Here is a 17,158-nt window from a genome sequence, read left to right as displayed (position 1 = left end):
ATGCACATCCTTCCGTACCTGATCGCCGCCTACGTCTTCCTGATGGGCTGCTACGGCCTCGCCACCAGCCGCAACCTCATCCACGCCGTCGGCTGCCTCGCGGTCTGCCAGTCCGCCACTTACGTCCTGCTGCTGGCGGTCGGCTACCGTGACGGCGCGACCGCACCCGTCTTCTCCGACCTCGAGCCCGGCTCCCGGCCGGTGGTCGACCCGTTGGTGCAGGCCCTCACCCTCACCGACATCGTCGTCGGCGCCACCGTCACCGCGCTGCTGCTCGCCCTGGTCCAGCAGATCGCCAAGCGGCACGGCACGGTCGACCCCGACGAGCTCCGGGAGCTGCGCGGCTGATGCACCACCTGCTCCCACTGCTCGTCGCGATCCCGCTGCTCGGGGCCGCCCTGCTGGTGGCCACCGGCCGCCGTCTGCCCCGGATCGCCGTCGAGATCACCGGCTTCGTGGTCTCCGGCGGTACGGCCGCCCTCGCGCTCGTGCTGCTACCGGGCTCCTCACCGCCGATGGTCGAGTGGGTCGGCGGCTGGCTGCCCGTCGACGGCGAGAGCGTCGGCATCGTCGTGGTCGGGGACGGCCCCGCGCTCGGCATGGCCGCGCTGGTCTCGCTGCTGACCCTCTCCGCCCTCGCCTACTCCTGGCGCTACTTCGACGAGCCCCCGCACGGCCACACCGGCGCGTTCACCGCGCTGATGCTGGTCTTCCAGGGCGCCATGTGCGGGTTCGCCATCGCCGGTGACCTGTTCAACGCGTTCGTGTTCTTCGAGCTGATGAGCGTGGTGGCCTACGCCCTGACCGGCTACCGCATCGACGAGGCCAAGGCCGTCCAGGGCGCTCTGACCTTCGGCGTGGTCAACTCCCTCGGCGCGTACGCCCTGCTGATGGGTATCGCCCTGCTGTACGCCCGTACCGGCGAACTGGCCATGTCGAAGATCGGGCGCGGACTCGACGCGCACGGCGGACCGGACGCCCTCGTCCTCGCCTCCTTCGTGCTGGTCCTGACCGGACTGCTGGTGAAGTCGGCCGCCGTGCCCTTCCATTTCTGGCTCCCGGACGCGCACGCCGTCGCCCCCACCCCGGTCTGCATGCTGCTCTCCGGCGTGATGGTCGAACTCGGCGCCTACGGTGTCTGGCGCGTGTACGGCACCGTCTTCGCCGGACCCGGCGGCATCCCCGCCGCCGACCTGATCCGGGCCCTGGTGACGCTCGGCACCCTCACGGCCGCGATCGGCGCCGTCATGTGCTGGTACCAGCGGCACATCAAACGGCTGCTCGCCTACTCCACCGTCGCCCACACCGGCCTCTTCCTCGTCGGCCTCGGCGTCCTCACCCCCGAGGGCGACGACGGGGTCGCCCTGTACATCCTCGGGCACGCCGGGGTGAAGGCCGCGCTGTTCGCCTGCGCGGGCGCGCTGCTCGACCGGTACGGCAGTGTCGACGAGCACGCGCTGCACGGCCGCGCCCGCCCGCTCCGCGCCACCGCGGTGCTGTTCGCCGTCGGCGCCCTCGGCCTGGCGGGCCTGCCGCCGTTCGGCACCGCGCTCGGCAAGGCGGTCACCGAGGAGGCGGTCGGCGGCCCGCTCACCGTGGTGTACGTGGCCGCCTCCGCGATCACCGCGGGCGCCGTCCTGCGGGTCACCGCTCGCGTGTTCCTGGGGCTCGGTCCGCGCCCGGAGGACGCCGCGTACGAGACCAGCGGCTCCGAAGAGAAACCCGAGAGCGGTCGCCTGTTGCGCCGGATCCCGGACACCATGACGACGGTGCCCGCCGTGCTGCTCGCCGCCGCCCTCGCCGTCGGTGTGGCCCCCGGCTTCGGTGACCTGGTGGCCCGCTCCGTCAACGAGGCCGGTTCGGGTGGCGCCCACGCCTCCGTGCACTGGACGCGGCACGGCATCCTGCTGGGGGTGGCCTCCACCGTGCTGGCCGCGGCCCTCGCCGGCCTCGCCGTGACCCGCCCGCGCTGGGTGGCGGCCCCCGCCTGGGCCGGGCCCCTGCGCCGCCTGCAGTCCGGCCACGTCGGCGACTACGTGGCCTGGCTGCTGGCAGGCGTCACGGTGCTGGGGGCGCTGGTGCTGCCGGGGGTGCTCGGCGGCTGACAGGGGCCCCGGCCTGTTCAGGGGCCGTAGTCGATGTGCACCTCCTTGAAGCCGAGCGAGCGCAGCAGGCCCTGCAGCATGCCGGTGGTGTTGGTCTCGGCGCGGGCGGTCAGCCCGCTGCCCCTCGCCGCGTCGCCGATGTGCCGCACGGCGAGCCTCTGCACGGCCTGCTCACTGTTGGGGTTGTCCGAGAACACGTCGCCGAGCCGGTCCAGCAGCCCGCGCTGCTTGGACACGGCGTAGGAGTGGTCGGGGTCGAGGGCCGGCTTGCCGAGCCGCGCGTGCGGCAGCCGGAGCGTGGCGGACGTACGGTCGTCGTTGACCCGCACGTCCCGCTTGCCGACCTGGCCCAGGTCGACGTAGGCGTCCACGGTGCCCGCGCCGACGTACAGGGTGCGGGTGCCGCGGATGGCGTCGGGCAGGAACTTCGCGTCCTTGTCGAGGTCCACGACGACCTGGAAGTTGCCCGAGGCCGCGTCGTAACGGCTCATGTCCTGGATGGACTTGAGGAGTGCGGGTCCGGAACGGTCGTGCGTCTCCGTACCGAACAGGCCCTTGATGCCCGGCAGTACGGCCAGCCGGATTCCGGCGAACAGCACGGCGAGCACCAGGACGAGTGCGGCCACGGCCTTGGCCCAGCCGGGCAGGTGCCTTACGGAAGTCGTCATCGAGACGGTCCTCCTTCCTGCTCTCCGGATTCCCGCCGACCGCCGTACCAGACCGGTGGGTTGGCCGAAGAGGACCCACGACGCGGGCGCCGGGCCGCGTCATGGCCGGCACCGCCCGGTGCGAAGCCCGGCGGCAGGCCCGGCCACGGCCCCGCCGGTAGCATGACGGCCCGACCGGTGCCGATCAGGCGAGGAGCGGATCGTGCGAGACATCGCCGTCTTCAGCGGCAGCGCCCACCCCGACCTGGCCCGCGAGGTCTGCGCGCACCTCGCGGTGCCGCTCAGCCCGACCCGGGTGAGCAGGTTCGCCAACGACTGCCTGGAGGTGCAGCTTCAGGCCAACTGCCGGGAGCGGGACGTCTTCCTGATCCAGCCGCTGGTCAGGCCGGTGCAGGAGCACCTGGTGGAGCTGCTGCTGATGTGCGACGCGGCCCGGGGCGCCTCCGCGGCCCGGATCACCGTCGTCATGCCGCACTACTCCTACGCCCGCTCCGACAAGAAGGACGCCCCGCGCATCTCCCTCGGCGGGCGGCTGGTCGCCGACCTGCTGGTGGCGGCGGGCGCGAGCCGGGTCCTCGCCATGACGCTGCACTCCCCGCAGGTGCACGGCTTCTTCACGGTGCCGGTGGACCACCTGCACGCCCTGCGGGAAATGGCCGCGCACTTCCGGCAGTACGACCTCTCGCGCACGACGGTCGTCTCCCCGGACCTCGGCAACGCCAAGGAGGCCGCCGCCTTCGCCCGGCGGATCGGTGCCCAGGTGGCGGCCGGCGCCAAACAGCGCTACCCGGACGACCGGGTGACCATCAGCTCCGTCATCGGCGACGTCACCGGCCGGGATGTGATCGTGCTGGACGACGAGATCGCCAAGGGCAGCACCGTCCTGGAACTCCTGGACAGGCTGAGGGAGTCGGGGCCACGGCCGGTCCGGGTGGCCTGCACGCACGGGCTGTTCGCGGCCGGTGCCCTCAAGCGGCTGAGCGGGCAGCCGGACGTGCTGGAGATCGTCTGCACCAACACCGTGCCGATGTCGGCGGACGAGCACACCGACAAACTGCGTGTCCTGTCCATCGCCCCGGCACTCGCCGAGGCCGTACGGCGGATTCACAACGGTGAGTCCGTCAGCGCCCTGTTCGAGGAGGCGTAGAGGTCTGGACGGCCGGGATGGCCACCCTGTCACAGCGTGCCGGACGCGGCCTCGGCGTCGGCCAGGGCCGCGTCCGGCGTCGGATGCGGCGGCAGCAACCGGGCGAGGCCGGTCACCCGGAAGACGCGCAGGGTCAGCGGATGGGTGCACACCAGATGCAGCCGGCCGCCGCGCTCCAGGACCCGGGCGCGGGCCCGGTAGAGCAGCCGCAGCCCCGAGCAGTCGAAGAACTCCACCGGCCTCAGGTCGATCACGACCCGGGCGCCGGTGCGCTGGGTGACCCGGTCCAGGAAGGGACCGATCTCCGCCGCCGCGGCGATGTCGATCTCGCCCCGGAACTCCAGCACCGTGTAGCCGCGGTGCTCGTGCACCCGCAGATGCCGGGTGCGCGGAGCGGGCTCGTCTCGCATGACGGCATCACCTCCCACCCGCGCCCGGACATCGGTTCCCCGATCGTCAAGTTACCCTCGATGGAAGGAATTTGAGCATGTTCGATTGACATATGTCTTCGGGTTTGCGGCGTGTCGTGGCGCGGGTCGGGTGAATCGGCCCGCGCCCACCGTCCGGCTCCGGTCAGTCGACCAGCAGCACCAACTTGCCCGTCGTGCGCCCCGTGTCGCCCAGCTCATGCGCCTTCGCCGCGTCGGCCAGCGCGAACGTCCCGGCGATCGTCGCCTTCAGCTTCCCGGACTCCGCCATCTCCGCGACCGCCCGCATCCCGGCGCGATCGGCGTCGACCAGCATGCGCACCACCCGTACGCCGAGCCGCTCGGCCTCCTCGTGGAACTCCCGAGAGCCCACCGGCAGGATCGACACCACGACACCGCCCGGCCGCAGCACCCGCAGGGACCGCACGGACGTCTCCCCGCCGAGCGTGTCCAGGACGACGTCCACTTCCCGCACCGCCTGCGTGACGTCGGTGGAGCGGTAGTCGACGGGCTCGTCCACGCCGATCTCCCGCAGGAAGCCGTGCTTGCCCGCGCTCGCCGTGCCGATCACGTACGCCCCGACCCCGGCAGACGTACCGCAGGACGTTCCAGCGGGCCCGCTGAACGTTCCGGCCCGCTCCGGCGTCGGAGGACCGCACACGGCACGGAAGAACAGGGGCGGGATATGCGAAGAGGGCTCGTGGCGGCAGTACTGGCGGCGGTGACGGCGGTGATGGTGGCGGGGTGCGACGACGGCCCCGGGCCGGACCTGGTGGTGAAGGGAACCCCGCCCGCGACCCCCTACGGCGGCCCGCTCCACGTGCCCACCAAGGACGTCGACGACAGCGGCCCGCGGGCGCTCCGCCTGGCCTCCGGGGCCGCCGGCCGGGCACTGGAGTGCGACGGGGAGATCTTCGAGGGCGCCGGACCCGACGGGTGGGGCGCGTCCGAGGGCGGTGACACGCCGGAGGAGGGGCTGGCCTTCTACTTCGACATGGTCGAGCCGGAGGAGCCGGATCACGGCTACCGCGTGGAGCGCAAGGAGGCGGACCGGGTGCTGTACTCCTTCGACGTCGACGGCCGCACCAAGGTGGCCGTCGTTGTGGCCAACGACCAGAAGGACCGGCCGGGTTGGGGCCCGGAGACCCACGCCTCCTGCGATCCCGCCGAACTCCCCCCGAGCTTCACGGACACCACGGGCTGGGAGATCTGGACGGACCGCCAGGGCCGGAGGGTGCCGGTTTCCCGACTCAACAGCTCGCCGGGACCGGAGCACTGCGGCTGGCAGTCCGCCTACTTCCTCGCCCTGGACGACCGGACGTACGCCCGCGACCCCGACGGCGTGCTGGGCCGGGACGGCCTGCTCCGGGCACCGTACCGCGGGAAGGTCCGCATGCCCGCCGACGCCCATGACACCGGGTACCAGCACCGCGGCCGTCGGCTGTGGCTGACGGACGACAGGGCGACCGCCTACGTCCGCACAGCCGGCGGCGTGGAGGCCTGGCCGCGGCTCAAGAAGTCGGTGGGCTGCGCCTGACCGGCCCCCGAGCCTCGCAGCCGGCAGTGCGGGGAACTGCGCGAGCAGCCCCGCGCCGCCGCGGCCGGGAACGTGGCGCCGCCCACCGGGACGGCCGCCGCCCCTCGCCGCCGCAGCGACGTCACTCCGCGGCGTACACCCGCTCGCCGCCGACATAGGTGAGCGCCACGGCCGTCTCCGCGATCGCCTCCGGCGGCCCGGTGAACGGGTCGCGGTCCAGGACCACCAGGTCGGCGAGGGCCCCGACGGCCACCCGCCCGCCGTCGTCGAGGTGGTTCACGTACGCCGACCCGGCCGTGTAGGCGGTCAGCGCGTCCGCCAGGGCGAGCCGCTCGTCGGGCAGGAACACCGGCCCGGTGCCGCCCGGTTCGATCCGGTTGACCGCGACATGGATGCCCTGGAGCGGATCGGGACTGCTCACCGGCCAGTCGCTGCCCGCCGCGAGCCGCGCCCCGGAGCGCAGCAGCGCCCCGAACGGGTACTGCCGACCGGCCCGTTCGGGTCCGAGGAACGGGATGGTCAGCTCGTCCATCTGCGGCTCGTGCGCGGCCCACAGCGGCTGGATGTTCGCCGTGGCGCCGAGCCGGGCGAACCGGGGCACGTCGTCCGGGTGCACGACCTGGAGGTGCGCGAGGTGCGGCCGGGTGTCGCTCGGCCCGTTGGCCTCGCGGGCCGCCTCGATCGCGTCCAGCGCGTCCCGTACGGCCCGGTCGCCCAGCGCGTGGAAGTGGCACTGGAAACCGCGCGCGTCCAACTCGGTGACGAAGGCGGGCAGTCGCGCCGGATCGATGAAGCTGTTTCCGCGGTTGGCCGTGGCGCAGCCGCACCGGTCGAGATAGGGGTCGAGCAGCGCGGCCGTGTGGTTCTCGGCGACGCCGTCCAGCATCAGCTTGACCGCGCCCACCCGGAACCGGCCGTGGCTGAACGCGGTCCGCTTCTCCACGAGTTCGGCGATCTGCTCCGCCCCGCGCTCCCGGTCCCACCACAGCGCGCCCACCACCCGGGCGGTGAGCGAGCCGTCCTCGGCGGCGGCGAGATACGCCTCCGCCGGATCGACCATGCCGAGGAAGTCCCCGACCAGGGCGTCCTGCCAGGCGGTGATGCCGAGCGCGTGCAGATGGCGCTGGGCGTGCAGCAGCGCTGCACGCCGGTCGGCCGCCGTAGCGGGCGGGGCCAGCCGACCGACCAGCTGCATCGCCCCCTCCTGCAGGGTGCCGGCGGGCGCGCCGGAGGGCTCCCGCTCGATCCGCCCGTCGGCGGGGTCGGGCGTGTCCCGGTCGATGCCGGCCAGCTCCAGCGCCCGGCTGTTGACCCAGGCGCCGTGATGGTCCCGGTTCGGCAGGTACACCGGCCGGTCCGGTACCACCGCGTCCAGCAGTTCCTTCGCCGGGGTGCCGCCCGCGAACGCCTCCATCGACCAGCCGCCGCCGAGGATCCACTCCCGCTCGGGGTGGGCGTCGGCGTACGCGCGTACGGCGGCCACCGTCTCCTCGGCCGTCGTCGTGCCGGTCAGATCGCACTGGGACAACTCCAGCCCGGCCGGTACCGGATGGACGTGCGCGTCCTGGAAGCCCGGCAGCAGCAGCCGTCCGGCGAGGTCGACCACCTCCGTGCGGGGCCCGGCGAGCTCGCGGACCTCGGCGTGGCCGACGGCCGTGATCCGGTCGCCGGTCACGGCCACGGCGGTCGCGGTGCGGCCCTCGGGGGTGAGGACGGGGCCGCCGGTGAAGAGAAGATCAGCGTGCATGATGCCTTTCCTGGAAAGCCGGTCGGAAGTGGTCACAAGCTGCCGGGATCCGGTGTCGGTGCCCTCGCCGGTGCGGAAGCACGGCGACCGGCGCCCACGGTGACCTCGAGGTGGTCGGCGGAGGCGGCCGCGAGCGCGGTGAGCGGGCAAGGCAGCGGGACGGCGATGCCCACGGCGCTCACCGTCGCCACGATCATGCCGGCGATGCGCGGCATCACCAGGGCGCCCGCCGTCACCGCCCGGGCCAGGGACCCGACCGGCAGCGTCCCGGCCCCCGGCGTTCCGTACCGGGAACTGACCTTGGACCACACCGGCCCGAGGGTACGGTCCCGGCTCCCCCTCGGACATCCCCGGGCCGTCGGGACGACCCGGGCCCGGAGCGAGAGAGAACATCAGCACACCACGGGCAGTGCCGCAAGCGGCGGGACGGACGGCCGGTGGCCGGGCCGGCGCGGCCTTCGGAAGGACCCCCGAAGGCCGCCACGAGGGCGAGACCGAGGGGTGGACGAGGTACGGCAGGCTGCCCGCAGACGCCGCCCGCACCTCGCGTCCACCGCCCGCCACCTCGTCGCCAGCCTGCGCGGCAGCTCCTGCCCGCCCTGGGCCCGCTCCTGACGGCCGCGGACACGCCTCGACGAGTTCCGGGGCGACACCGATCAGTGACCGTCACACTGGACGGCGTCCGCGCGTCATCACCCGGGGCACCGACGACCAGGAGGCCGTACGACATGACCACAGCGCCCGCCCGTACCACCGAACAGCGCAAGAAGGACACCCTCCACCGGCTGGAGCACGACATCGACGCCTGGGTCGCCACCGCCGGCCCCGATGGCGGCGCCCCCTATCTCGTACCGCTGTCCTTCGTGTGGGACGGCTCCACCCTGCTGATCGCCACCCCCGCCGAGAGCCCCACCGGCCGCAACCTCGTGGCGACCGGCACCACCCGCCTCGGCATCGGTCCGACCCGGGACGTCGTCATCATCGAGGGCACCGTCCGCACGGTGACCCCCGAGGACCTGCCCGAGGAGGACGCCGAGGTGTTCGCCGGGAAGACCGGCTTCGACCCGCGCCAACTCGCCACCCCTTACCTGTACTTCAGCATCACTCCGCAGCGCGTCCAGGCCTGGCGTGAGGCGAACGAGCTGCCGGGCCGGGAGTTGATGCGTGACGGGGAGTGGCTGCTCGCCGACTGAATCCGGTGGCCCGGGTTATCCGCAGGGGAGAGGAGAACGACCGGGAGGAAGCATGGCACTGGTGAAAGCGGGCGTCGTGGTACTGGACTGCGCCGAGCCCGAGAAACTCGCAGAGTTCTACAAGGAGTTGCTGGAGGGCGAGCAGACGGAGGCCTCCGCCAACCTCGTGGTGGTCCGGGGCGCCGACGGCGTCCGGCTGGCTTTCCGCCGGGACGTCAACGCGACCCCGCCCAGCTGGCCGCGCCCGGAGAACTCCCTCCAGGTCCATCTCGACTTCCTGGTCGAGGACCTGGACGAGGCCGAGCGCCGGGTGGTGGGGCTCGGCGGCCGGCCGATCGAGACGAGGGACGCGGCGGGGCCGTACGAGGAACGCGGATACGCCGACCCGGCCGGGCACTCCTTCACCCTGCGCCTGAGCCCCACGAGGGCTCCCAAGCAGGGTTAGGGGGTGTCTTCCGGATCAGGTCGCCGACATGATCCGGAAGACACCCCGCAGGGCTCAGTCCCGGCCGCCCTTGTCGGTGGCCGGCCACACACCCGTCGACCGGGCGATGGCCTTGGCCCCGGTGCGGTCCACGGCGCTGCGCACGACCGCGAAGATCGCGCCCTGGACCGCCGCGGCCAGCAGGATCTCGCCCCAGCCGCGGTCCGGGTCCAGGGCGTCGGGCGCGTCCTCCTCGTGCCGGATCGCCATCCACGCCTTGCGGAAGGCCATGCCGGCCAGCGCACCGCCTGCCCAGCTGAGCACGAATCCGACCGGCTGGTAGGCGAGTGGGAGCTTCTTCTTCTTGTTCTTGACCATGTGTGACTCCTTCCTCGTCACGCGGCTCTCATGCGGGGCGTCCCGGCGGGGCCACTCGTTCGCCGGGAGGCACCGGTCCCGGCGGTGTACCGTCGCCGAAGGGCCGGCCGCCCAGTTCCGCGCGGTGATGCGGGCTCAGCCAGCCCGCGAGATCCGGGCCGAGGGGCACGATGCCGGTGGGGTTGATGCCGGCGTGCACCCGGTAGTAGTGCCGCTTGATGTGGTCGAAGTCGACGGTGTCGCCGAACCCGGGTGTCTGGAACAGGTCCCTGGCGTACGCCCACAGCACCGGATTCTCGGCCAGCTTCCAGCGGTTGCACTTGAAGTGACCGTGGTAGACGGTGTCGAACCGGACCAGCGTCGTGAACAGCCGGATGTCCGCCTCGGTGAGGGTGTCACCGACCAGATACCGCTGCCCGGCCAGCCGCTCGGCGAGCAGTTCCAGCCGTCGGAACACCGTCCTGCACGCCTCCTCGTACTCCTTCTGCCGCGTGGCGAACCCGGCCCGGTACACACCGTTGTTCAGGTCCTCGTACACCTCGGCCATCACCTGGTCGATCTCGTCGCGCCGGCCGGCCGGGTAGAGATCGGGAGCGCCGGCACGGTGCAGGGCCGTCCACTCGGTGGCCAGGTCCAGGGTGAGCTGCTGGTAGTCGTTGGTGACCAGCTTCCCGCTCGGGACGTCCACGACCGCGGGCACGCTCACCCCGCCCGGGTAGTCCGACTCCCGGCGCTCGTAGGCCTCGCTCAGGAACCGGATGCCCAGCACCGGGTCCCGGCCGTCCGGGTCCAGGGTGAACCGCCAGCTGCGGTCGTCCTGGACCGGGTCGGCGACCGCCATCGGCAGGGCGTCCTCCAGACCCAGCAGCCGGCGCGAGACCACCGCCCGGCTCGCCCATGGACAAGCACGGGAGACCACCAGCCGGTAACGGCCCGCCGCCACCGGCCAGCCGTCCCGGCCGTCGGCGGTGACGCGGTCCCGGAAGTGGCTCCTGGACCGGGTGAACGTCGTGAGGCCGTAAGCGCTGTTGCCGTCGCCGCTCATCTCTCCTCCTCGCCGGCCGGGGGCTCTGGGGCAACGCGTTCCCCGTTTTCCGCCGCCCGCACGGTGTGATGCGCACGGCCGGGGGCAGTCTGCGATAAATGAGCGGGACATCCTCACAACGGGAGACGGCCGCACGGACGGCCGAGGACAGCGGCGCGGCACACACCCGCGCCCCAGCGGCAGGCGACGGGACGCCGGACCGGGCGACGGCGCCGGCCCACGGCCCGGCGGCCGGGGAGACGAGCCGGCCGGCCGACTCCAAAGCCGACCGGCACACCAAGGTCACGATCCTCGTGGCGCTGGCCGCCAATCTGGTGATCGCCGTCGCCAAGGCCGTCGGCGGCGTCCTCGCCGGCTCACCGGCGCTGCTGTCGGAGGCCGCGCACTCCGTCGCCGACAGCCTCAACGAGGTGTTCCTGCTGGCCGCGCTGCGCCGCAGCCGCCGCCCCGCCGACGAACGGCACCCCTTCGGCTACGGCAAGGAGCGCTTCTTCTGGTCCCTCCTCGCAGCCGTCGGCATCTTCGTCATGGGCGGCTGCTTCTCCTTCTTCCAGGGCTTCGAGGCGCTGCACACGGACACCGAGGAGAAGCTCAGCGGCTATGTGGCGGGCCTGATCGTGCTCGGCGTGGCACTGCTCGCCGAGGGGGCCTCGCTGCTGCGGGCCCTGCACCAGGTGCGCCGGCAGGGCGGCGGCCTCGGCGGGTTGCGCGACCCGGCGCTGCGCACGGTGGTCGCCGAGGACGGCACGGCGGTGCTCGGTGTCACCCTCGCTCTGGTCGGCATGGCCCTGCACATGGTCACCGGGCAGGTGGTGTGGGAGGCGTCCGCCTCGCTGGCGATCGGCGTGCTGCTGGTGTACGTCGCCTACCGGCTCGGCCGCGAGGCCCGCGACCAGCTCATCGGCGAGGCCGCCGATCCGGAACTGAGCGGCAGCATCCGGTCGCTGCTCGAGGCGCAGCCGGAGATCGACAGTGTGGAGGCACTGTTCACGATGAAGATGGGGCTCGACTCCACGCTGGTGGCCGCGCGGATCGACCTGGCGCCGGGCCTGGACAGCGAGCGGGTCGAGGAGGTCGCCGTACGCATCAAGCGCTCCCTGGCCCGGACCTTCCCCGACGCCGACCAGATCTTCCTCGATGTGACCGACCGGCGGGCGGGCGAGGCACAGGAGAGCCCCGCCGCGACGGGGGAACGCGGCGGGGCCTGACGCACGAGTGCCCGCCCGGAGCCGGCTTCACACCTCGCCGGAACAGATTTATCTGGAACGGGCCGGCTCCGGGCCGGATATCAGCTCTCGTCGAACCTCTCCAGCACGAACACCGGGATCTCCCGCGACGTCTTCTTCTGGTAGTCGGCGTACGGCGGATACGCGGCCACGGCCCGCTCCCACCACTCGTCCTTCTCCGCGCCGGTCACCTCACGGGCCCGCATGTCCCGCTTGACCGGACCGTCCTGCAGCTCGACGTGCGGATCGGCCTTGACGTTGAAGTACCAGACCGGATGGCTGGGCGCCCCGCCCTGCGAGGCGACCACCGCGTAGGCGCCCTCGTGCTCCACCCGCATCAGTGGCGTCTTGCGGATCTTCCCGCTCTTCGCGCCCCGGGTGGTCAGGACGATCACCGGCAGTCCGGTGTCGAGCAGCGTCGTCCCCCTCGTCCCGCCGGAGCTCTCGTACAGCTCGACCTGCTCGCGCACCCACTGCTCCGGGCTCGGCTCGTACTCGCCCTCAAGAGGCATGGGATCCGTCTCCTTCGTCGGTCCAACGGCTGTCTGCCACCGCCTCAACACCGGTGACCGCGCGAATCATCCGTACCGCGGATCCCTTCGGCCGACCGGGTGGTCCCCTCCCGGGGCACACCGCCCGTGCCGCCCCGACCTCACCGTCCCGCACGGTCTGGCCGGTTTGTGTCCCCGCGACCCCTGCTCTTCGGCCACATCACGCGGATCACCGGAGTGGCCGGATGCCGGGGCATCTAATGAAGATCGGCATGACGTACCTCTTCGTCTGCGAGGACTTTCCATGACGGAACTGACGGACACCTCCGGCCCGGCGAGCCCGGCCGGCCCCGTCGCCTTCCCCCAGGACCGCACCTGTCCCTACGCCCCGCCCACGGGATACGACCCGCTGCGCGACGGACGAGCCCTGTCCCGAGTCACCCTCTACGACGGCCGGCAGGCCTGGTTGGTCACCGCGCACGCCACCGCCCGCGCCCTGCTCGCCGACCCCCGTCTGTCCACCGACCGCAGCCGTCCCGGTTTCCCCGGGCTCACGCCCGCCTTCGCCGCCATGCGCCGCCGCCGGGTGGCCCTGCTCGGGGTGGACGACCCCGAGCACCACCGGCAGCGGCGGATGATGGTCCCGTCGTTCACCCTCAAACGCGCGGCGGAACTGCGCCCCTTGATCCAGCGGACCGTGGACGGGCGGCTGGACGCGATGATCGCCCAGGGGCCGCCCGCCGAGCTGGTCTCCGCCTTCGCGCTGCCCGTGCCGTCGATGGTGATCTGCGGCCTGCTCGGAGTGCCGTACGCGGACCACGAGTTCTTCGAGGAGCAGTCCCGCAGACTGCTGCGCGGCCCGACGGCCGCGGACAACCAGGACGCCCGTAACCGGCTGGCGGAGTACCTGGGCGGGCTGATCGACGAGAAGGCGAAGGACACCGAGCCGGGCGACGGCATCCTCGACGACCTCGTCCACCATCAGTTCCGCGACGGCACGGTGGACCGGGACGAACTCGTGGCGCTCGCCATCATCCTGCTCGTCGCGGGCCACGAGACGACCGCCAACATGATCTCCCTCGGCACCTTCACCCTGCTCCAGCACCCCGACCGGCTGGCCGAGTTGCGCGCCGACCCGGCGCTGCTGCCCGCCGCCGTCGACGAACTGCTGCGGATGCTGTCCATCGCCGAGGGGCTGCAGCGCGTCGCCCTGGAGGACATCGAGGTCGCCGGCGCCACGATCCGGGCCGGCGAGGGCGTGCTGTTCGCCACCTCGGTGATCAACCGCGACGCGTCCCTCTACGAGGACCCCGACACCCTCGACTTCCACCGCCCCGCCCGCCACCACCTGGCGTTCGGCTTCGGCATCCACCAGTGTCTCGGCCAGAACCTGGCCCGAGCGGAGCTGGAGATCGCCCTCGGCAGCCTGCTGACGCGGTTGCCCGGGCTGCGATTGGCCGCCCCGGCCGAGGAAATCCCCTGCAAACCCGGCGACACGGTTCAGGGGATGCTGGAACTCCCCGTGACCTGGTAAGAGGCTCTGCTCATGCACATCGACATCGACAAGGACGTCTGTATCGGCGCCGGCCAGTGCGCGCTGACCGCGCCGGACGTCTTCACCCAGGACGACGACGGTTACGGCACCCTGCTCCCGGGGCGCGAGGACGGCGTGGACAACCCGATGGTCCGGGTGGCGGCCCAGTCCTGCCCGGTGAGCGCCATCAGGGTGACCGAGCCCGGCGCCTGACGTCCCGGCCGCCCGGACACCGGTCCGCGAGGCGTCGGTAGGGTTCCCGGGTGACCGAACACGCCGCGAAACCCTTCCTGTACGTCGTCGTCTGCGCGGCGGGAGTCGCCGCCGGCGTGCCCCAGCTGATCAGCGCCGCCCGGGAACGGAACTGGGAGGTCGGTGTCATCGCCACACCGGTCGCGATGGGCGGGTTCTTCGACGCCGTCGCCGTCGAGGCGCGGACCGGCCGGCCCGTCCGGTCCGCGTGGCGCTCCCCGGCCGACCCCCGCCCGTTCCCGCCGCCGGACGCCGTAGTGGTGGCACCCGCCACCTTCAACACCCTCAACAAATGGGCGGCGGGCCTCGCCGACACCCTCGCCGTCGGCACCCTGTGCGAGGCCGCCGGGCTGGGTGTGCCGGTCGCCGTCCTGCCCTGCGTGGCCGACGCGCTGGCCGCACATCCCGCCTACCAGGACAGCGTGGTACGGCTGAGCGGGATGGGTGTCCGCTTCGGCCCCCGGTACACCGGTGAACCCGGACAGGACGGACACCGTCCGGAGTTCGCCTGGGAGGGGGCGCTGGACCTGCTGGAGCGGTCCTGGTAGAGGCCCTGTCGTCGGACTGGCCCGCCCTTCGGGCGGACGGCGGGGGTTTGACGACAGGGTTTGACGACAGGTTTGACGACCGGACCTAGCGGCAGGTGAGCGTCGGCCCCGCCAGCATCCCGCCGGTGTACAGGTCCTGCCCCTTGGGCAGCCAGTAGCCGAGCTTGGAGACCACGGTCGAGCAGGTCGCACCGACGGTGACGCGGACCTTCACCTTCTCCGGATGGCCGGGCTGCAGTGCGGTCAGCGCGCAGTCCAGGGAGTGCGGCAGGCGGGTCTTCGCCGGGTACCGGCCGACGAGCGGGTTGACGCAGCGGGCGTCGGCCGTGGTGATCCGTACGCCGGTGCCGTCCTGGCCGACGAGCCCGAACCGCGCATTGCCGTCGCCGTCGTCGCTGTCGCGGCGGATCGTGTACGTCAGCGTGGTCGTGGCGCCCCGGCGCAGCGTCGTGCGGTCGACCGCGATGGCGTGCGTGGCCTTCGCCTTCGGCGCGGTCAGCGACAGCGTGGCCCGCACCGTGCCCGTCAGGTCGACACCGGCGGGCGCCGACCGTACGTGCACGGTGGCGGTGATGTCGTAGGTTCCGGGACCCGGATACTCACGCGAGCCGGGGAGTGTGCCGGTGGCCAGCGTCTTGCCGGCGCGTCGGGCCGCCCAGGTGCCGTCGGTGCGACAGGTGTACCGGATCCGGGCGCCGGCGCGCCGGCAGGTCGCCGGGGCCGAGACGGCCAGCTGAGGGCTGCCGGTGCCCGCGCACAGGCTGATCACGGCGTGCTGGCCGTGCTCGCCGTTCAGCGTGCCGGCGAGGGCGCACAGCGTCGCCGGCCCCTCGGGCTCCGGCAGGGACCGTCCCCAGGCGGGGGCGACGAGGGCCAGGGTCAGCAGCGTCGCCCCGGCCAGGGCTCTGTAAGTGGTGGGACGTGTCGGCACCGCGTTTCCTCCCGGGCGGCCGAGACCGGTCGGACGCCGGTCGTCTGCGCCGAGGATGAGCCGACTGTAGGACCATCCGTCGGCTCCCACGCCGGGCGGTCACCTGGGGGCAGCAACCCGTGGGTCCCGGTGCGCCTTGCGGACGTAGCCCGCGCTGCCCGGAGTGGAGACGTCCCGGTCGCGGCGGACGATGCTCAGCCGGCCGCCCCAGCGCGCGAGGGCCGAGCGGAAACCGCCGTCGGTGTACTCGATGTCCACCACCCGGTCGTCGAACGCCTTCGCGTACACCCCGCACTCGTCGTACTGCCCGCACTCCTCCGCCACCGCGAAGTCCAGCCCGGTCCGCCCCCGCCGTCCGGCGAGTTCGGCGGTGTTCTTCTGCCCGATGGCCAGGTGCCGGAGGTGCGCGTGCCGGGAGAGCCGGGTCATGAGCGCGGTCGCGTCCTCCGCGGTGAGCAGGTGGCGGGAGCGGGTGTAGCTGTCGTAGTTGTCCGGCTCGACGGCGTCGAAGCCCTTCTGCGCGCAGTCGTCGATCCACCGGTTCACCCGCCGCGCCACCCGCTCCCGCTTGGCCGGGGTGCGCAGGTCGAGCAGCGGCTCGTTCCAGTCCTCGTCGATGACGACCTCGCCGTGCGCGTCGCGCAGCAGCAGGTCGGGCGGCCAGGAGGAGCGCTCGGCGGGCTGGGCCTGGAACGCGTTGACGTAGCAGATGTTGTAGAGGCCCGGGGCGGGGGAGTCGGACCGGTCGCGGCTGACGATCCGCACGTCCTTCGGCGGGGGATAGGCGCCGCCGATCTGGTAGTCGAACCCGGCGTTCCGCGGCGGCAGCCGCACCGCGGTGGGCTTCGGCGAACCGTCCTTCCCCTCGCTGCCGGAGCCGCAGCCGGCCAGTACCGACACGGCCACGATCAGGGCTGCTGACCAGGCGCCTGAGTTCGTCCGGGAACCCGCGGCGCGGAAGAGGCCCTTCGGGGGCAAGTCCGCTCCATCCTGCCCGCGCCGGGCGGCGCGGCACGCGCCACGATCAAATCGCCCGCGCGCTCCCATCGTCAAGTCGGTGCGGGACCGGTCGTAGGCCCGGCGGTGACCATGGTCCCGAAGGCAGGAGCGGCGACGACGCGTGACGTGAAGCCCGGTTCGACGGGCCTGGACGTCTCGCGGATCTGTCTGGGCTGCATGACCTACGGGCTACCGGACCGCGGCACGCACGCATGGACCCTCGACGAGGACACTCCCTCCCGCTCATCCGGCAGGCGCGGGAAGCGGGTATCAACAACTTCGACACCGCCAACGTCCATTCCGACGGCACCAGCGAGGAGTTGCCGGTGCGAGCCCTGCGCAACGGGCGCGCGGTCGCGGCAGGCGGCCCGGCTTGCGGGGGTCACCGATCCGACGGTGGAACGGGTGGCGGCGGCTTCCGGATTCCCGCGCCCATTCCTACGGGCACCGCCCGGCGTCTACCGGGCGGGCGACCGGCCGTAATTGGAAGAAAGGGATTCCTTTG

The 17,158-nt window shown here is 72.7% G+C and carries 19 protein-coding genes and 2 pseudogenes; 11 read left to right on the top strand and 10 right to left on the bottom strand.

Annotated features, from left to right (window positions below):
- Both ABZ079_RS13095 and ABZ079_RS13090 read left to right on the top strand, forming a co-directional pair.
- Positions 1 to 348, top strand: a complete 348-nt coding sequence (locus ABZ079_RS13095; protein ID WP_356939499.1) for a sodium:proton antiporter — start codon at positions 1 to 3, stop codon at positions 346 to 348.
- A complete protein-coding gene (locus ABZ079_RS13090) occupies positions 348 to 2,105 on the top strand; it encodes a complex I subunit 5 family protein (RefSeq protein WP_356939498.1) in 1,758 nt (585 codons plus the stop codon). The genes ABZ079_RS13095 and ABZ079_RS13090 overlap by 1 nt, the downstream gene beginning before the upstream one ends.
- Positions 2,106 to 2,122: 17 nt before the next feature.
- Here the strand turns inward: ABZ079_RS13090 and ABZ079_RS13085 are convergent, their stop codons facing one another.
- Complete coding sequence (locus tag ABZ079_RS13085; protein ID WP_356939497.1) at positions 2,123 to 2,773, bottom strand: DUF4230 domain-containing protein; 651 nt, start codon at positions 2,771 to 2,773, stop codon at positions 2,123 to 2,125.
- 202 nt (positions 2,774 to 2,975) lie between these two features.
- On the opposite strand from ABZ079_RS13085, the gene ABZ079_RS13080 reads away from it, so the two are divergent.
- Positions 2,976 to 3,920 carry a ribose-phosphate pyrophosphokinase gene (locus tag ABZ079_RS13080; RefSeq protein ID WP_356939496.1) on the top strand — a complete coding sequence of 315 codons (945 nt, stop codon included), beginning with the start codon at positions 2,976 to 2,978 and terminating at the stop codon, positions 3,918 to 3,920.
- Between the two features lie 29 nt (positions 3,921 to 3,949).
- On the opposite strand, the gene ABZ079_RS13075 is transcribed toward ABZ079_RS13080, so the two are convergent.
- Entirely contained in the window at positions 3,950 to 4,330 is a 381-nt protein-coding gene (locus tag ABZ079_RS13075; protein ID WP_356939495.1) for an anti-sigma factor antagonist, read from the bottom strand.
- Positions 4,331 to 4,493: 163 nt separating this feature from the next.
- A pseudogene (locus tag ABZ079_RS13070) lies at positions 4,494 to 4,928 on the bottom strand (zinc-binding dehydrogenase); the annotation flags it as partial.
- Between the two features lie 105 nt (positions 4,929 to 5,033).
- Between ABZ079_RS13070 and ABZ079_RS13065 the strand changes: the two are divergent.
- Positions 5,034 to 5,885 carry a hypothetical protein gene (locus ABZ079_RS13065; protein WP_356939494.1) on the top strand — a complete coding sequence of 284 codons (852 nt, stop codon included), beginning with the start codon at positions 5,034 to 5,036 and terminating at the stop codon, positions 5,883 to 5,885.
- Positions 5,886 to 6,006: 121 nt separating this feature from the next.
- Here the strand turns inward: ABZ079_RS13065 and ABZ079_RS13060 are convergent, their stop codons facing one another.
- Together ABZ079_RS13060 and ABZ079_RS13055 are read right to left on the bottom strand one after the other, a co-directional pair.
- On the bottom strand, positions 6,007 to 7,632 hold the full coding sequence (locus ABZ079_RS13060) for an amidohydrolase (RefSeq protein ID WP_356939493.1): 1,626 nt from the start codon (positions 7,630 to 7,632) through the stop codon (positions 6,007 to 6,009).
- Between the two features lie 32 nt (positions 7,633 to 7,664).
- A complete protein-coding gene (locus tag ABZ079_RS13055) occupies positions 7,665 to 7,943 on the bottom strand; it encodes a hypothetical protein (RefSeq protein ID WP_356939492.1) in 279 nt (92 codons plus the stop codon).
- A 417-nt stretch (positions 7,944 to 8,360) separates the two neighbouring features.
- On the opposite strand from ABZ079_RS13055, the gene ABZ079_RS13050 reads away from it, so the two are divergent.
- Complete coding sequence (locus ABZ079_RS13050) at positions 8,361 to 8,825, top strand: pyridoxamine 5'-phosphate oxidase family protein (protein ID WP_356939491.1); 465 nt, start codon at positions 8,361 to 8,363, stop codon at positions 8,823 to 8,825.
- Positions 8,826 to 8,877: 52 nt separating this feature from the next.
- The gene (locus ABZ079_RS13045) at positions 8,878 to 9,270 is read left to right on the top strand and encodes a VOC family protein (RefSeq protein ID WP_356939490.1); all 393 of its coding nucleotides are present in this window, start codon (positions 8,878 to 8,880) and stop codon (positions 9,268 to 9,270) included.
- A gap of 54 nt (positions 9,271 to 9,324) precedes the next feature.
- Here ABZ079_RS13045 and ABZ079_RS13040 read toward each other — a convergent pair whose 3' ends face one another.
- Both ABZ079_RS13040 and ABZ079_RS13035 read right to left on the bottom strand, forming a co-directional pair.
- Positions 9,325 to 9,627, bottom strand: a complete 303-nt coding sequence (locus tag ABZ079_RS13040) for a DUF4235 domain-containing protein (RefSeq protein WP_356939489.1) — start codon at positions 9,625 to 9,627, stop codon at positions 9,325 to 9,327.
- Between the two features lie 28 nt (positions 9,628 to 9,655).
- Entirely contained in the window at positions 9,656 to 10,672 is a 1,017-nt protein-coding gene (locus ABZ079_RS13035; RefSeq protein ID WP_356939488.1) for a glutathione S-transferase C-terminal domain-containing protein, read from the bottom strand.
- A 98-nt stretch (positions 10,673 to 10,770) separates the two neighbouring features.
- On the opposite strand from ABZ079_RS13035, the gene ABZ079_RS13030 reads away from it, so the two are divergent.
- Complete coding sequence (locus ABZ079_RS13030; RefSeq protein ID WP_356939487.1) at positions 10,771 to 11,880, top strand: cation diffusion facilitator family transporter; 1,110 nt, start codon at positions 10,771 to 10,773, stop codon at positions 11,878 to 11,880.
- 80 nt (positions 11,881 to 11,960) lie between these two features.
- Here ABZ079_RS13030 and ABZ079_RS13025 read toward each other — a convergent pair whose 3' ends face one another.
- Positions 11,961 to 12,410, bottom strand: a complete 450-nt coding sequence (locus ABZ079_RS13025) for a nitroreductase family deazaflavin-dependent oxidoreductase (RefSeq protein ID WP_356939486.1) — start codon at positions 12,408 to 12,410, stop codon at positions 11,961 to 11,963.
- 283 nt (positions 12,411 to 12,693) lie between these two features.
- Between ABZ079_RS13025 and ABZ079_RS13020 the strand changes: the two genes are divergently transcribed.
- Genes ABZ079_RS13020 through ABZ079_RS13010 form a run of 3 tightly spaced genes read left to right on the top strand, consistent with a single transcriptional unit; the run spans position 12,694 to position 14,723 of the window.
- The gene (locus ABZ079_RS13020) at positions 12,694 to 13,923 is read left to right on the top strand and encodes a cytochrome P450 (protein WP_356939485.1); all 1,230 of its coding nucleotides are present in this window, start codon (positions 12,694 to 12,696) and stop codon (positions 13,921 to 13,923) included.
- Positions 13,924 to 13,935: 12 nt separating this feature from the next.
- Positions 13,936 to 14,136: a ferredoxin gene (locus ABZ079_RS13015; protein ID WP_356939484.1), complete on the top strand. Its 201-nt coding sequence runs from the start codon at positions 13,936 to 13,938 to the stop codon at positions 14,134 to 14,136.
- A gap of 50 nt (positions 14,137 to 14,186) precedes the next feature.
- On the top strand, positions 14,187 to 14,723 hold the full coding sequence (locus ABZ079_RS13010) for a flavoprotein (RefSeq protein ID WP_356939483.1): 537 nt from the start codon (positions 14,187 to 14,189) through the stop codon (positions 14,721 to 14,723).
- A gap of 85 nt (positions 14,724 to 14,808) precedes the next feature.
- Here the strand turns inward: ABZ079_RS13010 and ABZ079_RS13005 are convergent, their stop codons facing one another.
- Together ABZ079_RS13005 and ABZ079_RS13000 are read right to left on the bottom strand one after the other, a co-directional pair.
- Entirely contained in the window at positions 14,809 to 15,654 is an 846-nt protein-coding gene (locus ABZ079_RS13005; RefSeq protein ID WP_356939482.1) for a hypothetical protein, read from the bottom strand.
- A gap of 99 nt (positions 15,655 to 15,753) precedes the next feature.
- Positions 15,754 to 16,545: an endo alpha-1,4 polygalactosaminidase gene (locus ABZ079_RS13000; protein ID WP_356939751.1), complete on the bottom strand. Its 792-nt coding sequence runs from the start codon at positions 16,543 to 16,545 to the stop codon at positions 15,754 to 15,756.
- A gap of 198 nt (positions 16,546 to 16,743) precedes the next feature.
- On the opposite strand from ABZ079_RS13000, the pseudogene ABZ079_RS12995 reads away from it, so the two are divergent.
- A pseudogene (locus ABZ079_RS12995) lies at positions 16,744 to 16,991 on the top strand (aldo/keto reductase); the annotation flags it as partial.
- Between the last annotated feature and the right edge of the window lie 167 nt (positions 16,992 to 17,158).

The sequence above is a fragment of the Streptomyces sp. NPDC006314 genome, from assembly GCF_040613075.1.
In the GTDB taxonomy this organism is placed as follows: Bacteria; Actinomycetota; Actinomycetes; order Streptomycetales; family Streptomycetaceae; genus Streptomyces.
Note: the sequence above shows the minus strand (reverse complement) of the source record. Positions and strands in the feature narration are given on the sequence as shown.

Coding starts and splice junctions, on each gene's coding strand:
- ABZ079_RS13050 (WP_356939491.1), top strand. CDS start 8,361: ATGACCACAGCGCCCGCCCGTACCACCGAACAGCGCAAGAAGGACACC.
- ABZ079_RS13015 (WP_356939484.1), top strand. CDS start 13,936: ATGCACATCGACATCGACAAGGACGTCTGTATCGGCGCCGGCCAGTGC.
- ABZ079_RS13040 (WP_356939489.1), bottom strand. CDS start 9,627: ATGGTCAAGAACAAGAAGAAGAAGCTCCCACTCGCCTACCAGCCGGTC.
- ABZ079_RS13085 (WP_356939497.1), bottom strand. CDS start 2,773: ATGACGACTTCCGTAAGGCACCTGCCCGGCTGGGCCAAGGCCGTGGCC.
- ABZ079_RS13030 (WP_356939487.1), top strand. CDS start 10,771: ATGAGCGGGACATCCTCACAACGGGAGACGGCCGCACGGACGGCCGAG.
- ABZ079_RS13090 (WP_356939498.1), top strand. CDS start 348: ATGCACCACCTGCTCCCACTGCTCGTCGCGATCCCGCTGCTCGGGGCC.
- ABZ079_RS13065 (WP_356939494.1), top strand. CDS start 5,034: ATGCGAAGAGGGCTCGTGGCGGCAGTACTGGCGGCGGTGACGGCGGTG.
- ABZ079_RS13095 (WP_356939499.1), top strand. CDS start 1: ATGCACATCCTTCCGTACCTGATCGCCGCCTACGTCTTCCTGATGGGC.
- ABZ079_RS13045 (WP_356939490.1), top strand. CDS start 8,878: ATGGCACTGGTGAAAGCGGGCGTCGTGGTACTGGACTGCGCCGAGCCC.
- ABZ079_RS13035 (WP_356939488.1), bottom strand. CDS start 10,672: ATGAGCGGCGACGGCAACAGCGCTTACGGCCTCACGACGTTCACCCGG.
- ABZ079_RS13025 (WP_356939486.1), bottom strand. CDS start 12,410: ATGCCTCTTGAGGGCGAGTACGAGCCGAGCCCGGAGCAGTGGGTGCGC.
- ABZ079_RS13075 (WP_356939495.1), bottom strand. CDS start 4,330: ATGCGAGACGAGCCCGCTCCGCGCACCCGGCATCTGCGGGTGCACGAG.
- ABZ079_RS13060 (WP_356939493.1), bottom strand. CDS start 7,632: ATGCACGCTGATCTTCTCTTCACCGGCGGCCCCGTCCTCACCCCCGAG.
- ABZ079_RS13020 (WP_356939485.1), top strand. CDS start 12,694: ATGACGGAACTGACGGACACCTCCGGCCCGGCGAGCCCGGCCGGCCCC.